Annotated in this window: 6 protein-coding genes; 1 reads left to right on the forward strand and 5 read right to left on the reverse strand. The window is 55.9% G+C overall.

Annotated elements, in window-relative coordinates; genetic code table 11:
* Positions 1-195: 195 nt before the first annotated feature.
* From AD944_RS01480 to AD944_RS01495, 4 genes are all read right to left on the reverse strand, one after another.
* On the reverse strand, positions 196-903 hold the full coding sequence (locus tag AD944_RS01480) for a DUF421 domain-containing protein (RefSeq protein WP_052427253.1): 708 nt from the start codon (positions 901-903) through the stop codon (positions 196-198).
* A 115-nt stretch (positions 904-1,018) separates the two neighbouring features.
* Positions 1,019-2,827, reverse strand: coding sequence for a ShlB/FhaC/HecB family hemolysin secretion/activation protein (locus AD944_RS01485; protein WP_045543240.1), 1,809 nt, complete (start codon positions 2,825-2,827; stop codon positions 1,019-1,021).
* Entirely contained in the window at positions 2,824-3,477 is a 654-nt protein-coding gene (locus AD944_RS01490; protein WP_045543239.1) for a hypothetical protein, read from the reverse strand. Before AD944_RS01490 ends, AD944_RS01485 begins: the two co-directional genes overlap by 4 nt.
* Before the next feature lie 77 nt (positions 3,478-3,554).
* A complete protein-coding gene (locus AD944_RS01495; RefSeq protein ID WP_052427252.1) occupies positions 3,555-4,751 on the reverse strand; it encodes a lipase family protein in 1,197 nt (398 codons plus the stop codon).
* Between the two features lie 127 nt (positions 4,752-4,878).
* On the opposite strand from AD944_RS01495, the gene AD944_RS01500 reads away from it, so the two are divergent.
* Positions 4,879-5,454 (forward strand): TetR/AcrR family transcriptional regulator, encoded by a 576-nt coding sequence (locus AD944_RS01500; protein WP_082741315.1) that lies wholly within the window; start codon positions 4,879-4,881, stop codon positions 5,452-5,454.
* Positions 5,455-5,614: 160 nt separating this feature from the next.
* On the opposite strand, the gene AD944_RS01505 is transcribed toward AD944_RS01500, so the two are convergent.
* The coding region (locus tag AD944_RS01505) for a carbohydrate porin (protein ID WP_156477234.1) at positions 5,615-6,400 on the reverse strand (786 nt) is incomplete at its 5' end.

The following is a 6,400-nucleotide window of genomic DNA, read 5'->3' on the forward strand; positions in this document are numbered from 1 at the left end:
ATGATCGGATGTCTCCTTCATGTGTCCGGAAGGGGATCGGCAGACGATCCCGGTAATGCCAACGCCGAATGACACTCAATAAGTCCATGCTGATCACTCCTTCGCCTCCCGCGCTCATGCGTCGGGGGCAGTGTCAGGCATGGGTCAATTCTCAATGAAAATTTCCCCACTCCCAGGGTCAGTTCTCAGTGAAAATCAACAGTCATGTGATGCAATGCCTGACGAAGAGAACTGCCGAACTGGTTTCTTGCTGGTGACAGTACGACCATCCATTCCGACAACGAGGATATGGTCATGGATCCATTGGGCCAGAAAGACTTTCTCCATCCTGTCAAAGCCGAGATGTGCAAGCTGCCGGTGAAGCCAGTCTTCGGAACGGTCCATATTATCCAGTGCGTCTTTGACAATGTCACCTTTCAAAACCAGAAAAACTGATGGAAATACGTCATCATCACAGATTACGCTGACATGGCCTGTGGTTTCGATTTGGGCGTAGCGGATACCTTCAAAACTGAATATGTTCTGCATACGCAACGCTGTGGCAACGTCGTTGAAATCGATCCGATTGGCATTCTGTTTCAGGTTCTCCATGATGAAAATCCCGTCACGAATAATGGGTATGGGTTGGCCAATGGTCGCTTTTCTCAAAAATCCGATCTTTCGTGAGACGTAATTATAAAAGACCATTACACCCACACAGATGAAAAGCAGCGCGATGTAATGCGTGATGGGGAGTGTATCATTGTAAATAATGCCGCCCACCACGCCGCCCAGTACAAAGTTTCCTACCAGATCAACGGATGTCATCATGGAAATCTGGTTTCTGCCAGTGGCATTAAGGTAACCGATGATGACGGTCATTCCGATAATGACTTTTAGCAGAACCCAAAGGTAGATCGTCATGCCTGATGTTTCCCTGACGCTGCTTTCAGATTGGCCTGAGCCAGATCTGCAGCGAATGCAAAATATTGAAGGTGTTTCGACTTAGCTGGGTTCTCCTGGAACGCCCGAATGCATGTCAGAAGCCGAAGACGACATTGAAGTCCAAAAACGCGCCTTTCTTGCGCGATGTCGGAGCAGGGCGCAGGCGCCAGCCCGTGTCGAAGGTCACGTTGGCGATACGATTGATTTTGGCATTCAGATCCACGCCAAGACTGGCAAGGGCCGTCTTGTGCGACGTCGTGTACTGGGTACGGTCATTCCAGGTCTCACCCCAGTCGTAAAATCCACCGATGGTCTCGTTATCTGAAAAGTCGTCTCCCAGCCCGAGCTTCTGGCTGACCGAAAACGATGGCAGTTTGAGTTCCTCGCTGGCCTGTATGCCCCGGCTCCCAAGCGCCGTATTGACGTAGTAGCCTCGGACACTTCCCATACCGCCGGCCTCCAGTTGTTCGCTGTACAGCAGATTATGTGTGGTGGCCTGAGCCGTGGCGACGGTCAGTGATGAAAACCCATATGGAAGATTGGTTGTTCGGGAAATCTGAAAACGGTCATAGACGTAGTTTGTGCGCGCAGACGGAAAGATGGTGGCGTAGCTTTTCAGGTTGTCATGTCCTGTCAGCCCGCCGGGGCCATAAAACGTCTCGTTGATCAGATGCATCTGGCCGTAGGTGTCTGTCTCCGTCGTATCCGTCCCCAAAACAAACTGATCGGTATCCGACTTGCCGAGCATGACAGGAGAACTGACGTAGAACTGGTCACTATTGGTCAGTTTCCAGTCAAATCCCGCATGCAGAAGCGTATCGAGGCCGATCCCCGAGGTGACGGCAAGATGGGGGAGCTGATGGAGATAACGGATCGAGGTCTGGGCGGAATAGCCTGAGTTGCGTAGTGGCCAGGCGGCTTCTGGTGCAGACTCACTATAGGTTCCAAATACGATGATCTTGTCACGCCAGGGCAGGGGGATTTCCCAACTGCCCAGATGCATGTTGTAGCGCGCACTCAGACTTCGGGTGAACTGGTAGGACAGGGTATGGTTCAGCCCGAAAACATTGCCCCAGGTGGCGCCAGTGCTCCAGTTTACCCGCCCCAGTGTCGGATCGGCCTGATTGTTGAATGATCCGAACACATAGACGGGAAAGCGGTCCGCAACCTGAAGTGTCACATCTGTCACACCGGACGTCGCACCCGGATGGTAGATCATGTCTACCGTGAGGAACGGATTGCCATTCATCCAGGACAGGTCGGTCTGCAATCCCCGCAGAGAGAGTGTCTGCCCGGAAACCAGGTTGCTGGCTTCGCGGATGACCCGGTCGGAGAACCAGCGGTTACCCCTGACGTCAATCCGGCCAAGGCGGTATTCGACAACCGTTACATGCAGGATGCCATTCTGCACACGCTGTGGCAGCACGACCGCCGTCACGAAAGGACGGCCTTCCTTGCGAAAACGCGCCGTGATGAGCTGACCGATATCGTAAAACGTCCGGGCGCTCGCTGGCTTGTGGAGATAGGGAATCAGGCTCCTGCGAAAGTCGTTCTCGTCCAGCAGCGGAACGGATCGGGTTGTCACGGCGCTTCCCGGATCAGGCTCGGTTCTCCTGTCCCTTTCCTCAATGACGAGACCATTCAGGGATGGAAGCAGAGGCTGGTCGGAGAGACGCTCCCGGACTGCCGGATCATCGGTCTGCGTTGTGGGAAAACTGCCGGCATTTCGTCTCGGTTCCTGGGGGGATGTCGTGTCGCTCAGGCCGGGAAGACCAAAAAGCTGCTGTGAGACGGGTCGGGATGTCGCGGCATTCTGTCGTCCGGGAAAAGTCTGTGCATTGCCCGAAGACGCTGAAACCAGAAGTCCGATCGTTCCCAGTGCAAGATAAGGGCGCAATGTCATTGTGATACCGGCCCTGCTTCCAGCACGATATCCAATCCCTCGGCATGGGCTTTGTCAGCTGCTGCGAGGTCCGAACGATTTCCTGCAAGGGCAAACGGGTTCCCACTGGCTGTCGCAAGTGATGCTGCTGTGTCCAGAATCCGCGCTTTATCTGAAAGTTTTCCATTTTCGCAGGGGCGTGGTGAGACATACACGCCTTTGGGCCCAAATGAGGCATCCACCAGCACGTCCGAAGAAGACGCAGAGGGCGGTCCTGTTCGACTGACGCCAATACGAACCGTCTCATTGCGCGGGTTGGAACCCCTGTTCCCGGCATGGCCCTTCAGCTGCGGCTCCGCTGGCACGCCTCCTGCCACGTACTGATGAGCCAGAGGCTCCGGGCGTGCCGGGCATCCGGCTGGGATGGCCTGCCCATCATCGGAACGGACAATGCCACCCGGTTCGATCCGGAACGTCCGGGAAGAGGCTTCCAGTTGCTGGGAGATGCGGGAAGGGCGGCTGCCGACTACGCTGACGAGGGTCGGAGAGACCGAAGCCATACTTCGTGCCGAGGCAGCATAATTGTTTGTGGGAGGCGCGGCCTGTGCCTGTTCTGCTGCGGGGAGCAGCAGGATCAGGAGTTTTATCGGGGCTGAACGTCGGGGGAACATCCTGTTTTCCTTTCTGTGGAATGCAGGATGGTGTGTGACGCTGTCCTGCCGGGCCGGACCTCATATGGTCCTGGGTATCATTCCGGAGTGGGGTTACATTCCGGTGTGACGGGCTGCCCGTCCATAACGGCTTTTGTGAAAGCTGTCGAGTCTGCCAGAGAAGTATTGACTGTCTGATCGTGGTTCAGACCCTTGTAGACATGGGCCTGAACGGTTGTTCCGGCAGCACAGGCGGCCTTGACCAGACCGTGCTGAAGGGCAGGTGGAACGTCGCGGTCCAGTTCGCCGGTGCCCATGAATAGCGGCTGCGAGAGTTTCAGGGTCGGGTATTTCATGGCGGCCAATGCAGGTGCCAGCGCCTTGGAATAACCGGGCTTCAGCGAATTGCCGAAGTTGAGGCCATCCTGTTTCACCTTGTCCGTAAGCTCATAGACGCAGAGATTGGCGCCGGCCTGATAGGCGGACATGGCTTTTGGCGTAAAAGCATCTTCCGGTCGGAAGGTAGGATCGTATACAGCTTGTCCCCGGGCGAGATAGAGCGTGTAGACCATCACGGGATTATAGGCGGCTTCGGTATGGCCGGATGCGGGAGCGGCGATCATCTGCTGCATGAGTTCCGGCGTGATGTAGGGTGCGCCTGTGGCGACAGTTCCCCGGATGCCGAGTTCAGGAGCATAGGTCGACGAAAACGCGGCCGAAGCGAAGGCCGCGCCACCGCCCTGTGACTGCCCGACGATCATGATTTTGTTCTGAAGCCCCGGAACATTGCCGAGCGCAGCCCTCACGGCATCCAGAAGGCTGTAGGCCTCGACGCGCGTGTCGAGATAGGCATGCGTGCCGGGCGTGCCCAGCCCCTGATAATCGGTCCCCACCACGGCAAAGCCACGCTTCATCCATTCCGACAGGTAACGGCGGTTGCGGTCGGTCCAAGGGTTGTTCGAGGGCGCACAGTGATCCGCAACGCCTACGGTGCCATGGGCCCAGGCGACGATGGGCCAGCCACCGGCCGGTGGTGTGCCGGCGGGCAGGATGACTTCCGCAGTGACGGGAACCAAACCTTTGTCCGTAACGCCGTTTGTGGACAGATATGTGATTTTCAGGGCACGTCCGGCATCAGGCAAGCTGAAAGCGGGATTGAGCGCTTCGACCGAGGTGATGCTACCCGGCTGGGGTTGTGCTGACGGTGTTCCCGCATGTGCGCTGAAGGGCGCAGTGGCGATGCAAAGTGCTGCGGTCAGGCCTGCAATGGCAGGGGAAGAATAGCGGAAGGTCATAGTGCATCCTTTTTGGGGTAGTCTCTGCTTGACCGCCCTACAAGCGTAAACTTATCAGTGATAAGATTCTTTTACGGCGGGGTTGTCAAGGACGATGACAGGCCGGGTGACCGGGAGAGGACAAGGCATGATGCTGCACAAGGCGAAGAAGACGTATCATCACGGGGATCTGCGGGCGGGGCTTCTATCCTCCGCGCGAATGCTTCTTGAGGAGCAGGGGATTTCGGCGCTCGGCCTAAGGGCCATCACGCGACATGCCGGTGTGTCTTCAGCAGCTGCGACGCCGCATTTCGGGAACCTGATGGGGTTGCTGAGTGCGCTTGCGACGGTGGGTTACGAGGAGCTGGCTGTGGCTCTGGAGCCCGTTCTGGAAGAGGGTGCGCATGCTGCGGGGCTGGTTTATGTGCGGTTTGCCATTCTCAATCCCGGCCTGTTCACGCTGATGTTCCGCAGTGACGTGATCGACCGGAACGAACCCGCACTGGCTGCGGCCCGGGCGCGGACATCGGGGATGCTGACCCGGTTGATCGACAGTCTTGGCGGGCAGCAGCCGCAACGGACGCAGGCTGGAACGCGCGCTGCCCTGTGGGGAAAGGTTCATGGGCTGGCTGTTCTGGCGATTGATGGGTTTCTCGATGTATTGCTGAGCAGTCAGGGCGAGGGCCTGTCTCTTGAGGACTTGCTTGAGGATGCGCTGAGATAGCAAAATCACAGTGCACGGCGACAGAATTTATTGCTTGGGTCGTGTTGGAAAAAGACCTGTCAGTCTGGGGATAGATCTGTTCCACTAAGCTGCCATCGTCCGGTATCCAGCAACTCAGCTCCAACCTTAACGTGATAACTCTGTTATTAAACAAGAAAGACTAAAAAGTTACATTGGTCCGTAATCCGAACACGAGGGCATTCGGGTAAGAAGAGACTGCATTTGGCCGGATAATATATTGTATGTTTGGCATCATGATCAGACCCTTTGCCAGAGTCGCTGCGTAATCAAATTCAAGGTCGACTTCGTTTGACTGGATACCCGGGGTTGCCTTTCCGGTTTTTGCAGCGGCTATTGCTTCTGATCCACCAATCCTTGAATTGATTTTGCCATAAAGTGCAAGAAAATTGATCTGGTCCATTTTCCGTCCTGGAATGAGACCGGTTGTAGAAACGCCTCCGAAACCAAACCGATCGATCATTGCCGTTGCGCGGTCTGACCATACGAAGCCGCCTAAAAGTACAATTCCGCTGGTGGCACCCGGGCCCGTGCGATAGATCATCTGGTCCGCGAGAGCATAGATCTGCGTAATACCCCGCTTGGTTTTACCTACTGTCGGCGTGGCACCAGCGGCTATCTGGCTCTGGTAAAGGTAATCGGGATGGGATGCCGTATCGAACATACCACCAATTTTGTAATGACCAGGCAGTCCATGTGGGCCCGACCAGGGCGTAAATCCGATCTCAAATGGGAACAGGACGCCTGTTGCTTTTGACGTACTCCAGTCCCATCCGCTGGCACCGATCAGATTGGACGTATCTTCTTCGAAAGCCCCTCCCTGTATATAGGGGTCACGACACGAAAGTGTACTTTGCGTACGTTTAGAGTGAATCCGACAAGAACATTGAGGCTGTTCTGCTGAGAGTTCGATAGACTGTCGGACGAG

The sequence above is a fragment of the Acetobacter tropicalis genome, from assembly GCF_001580915.1.
In the GTDB taxonomy this organism is placed as follows: Bacteria; Pseudomonadota; Alphaproteobacteria; order Acetobacterales; family Acetobacteraceae; genus Acetobacter; species Acetobacter tropicalis.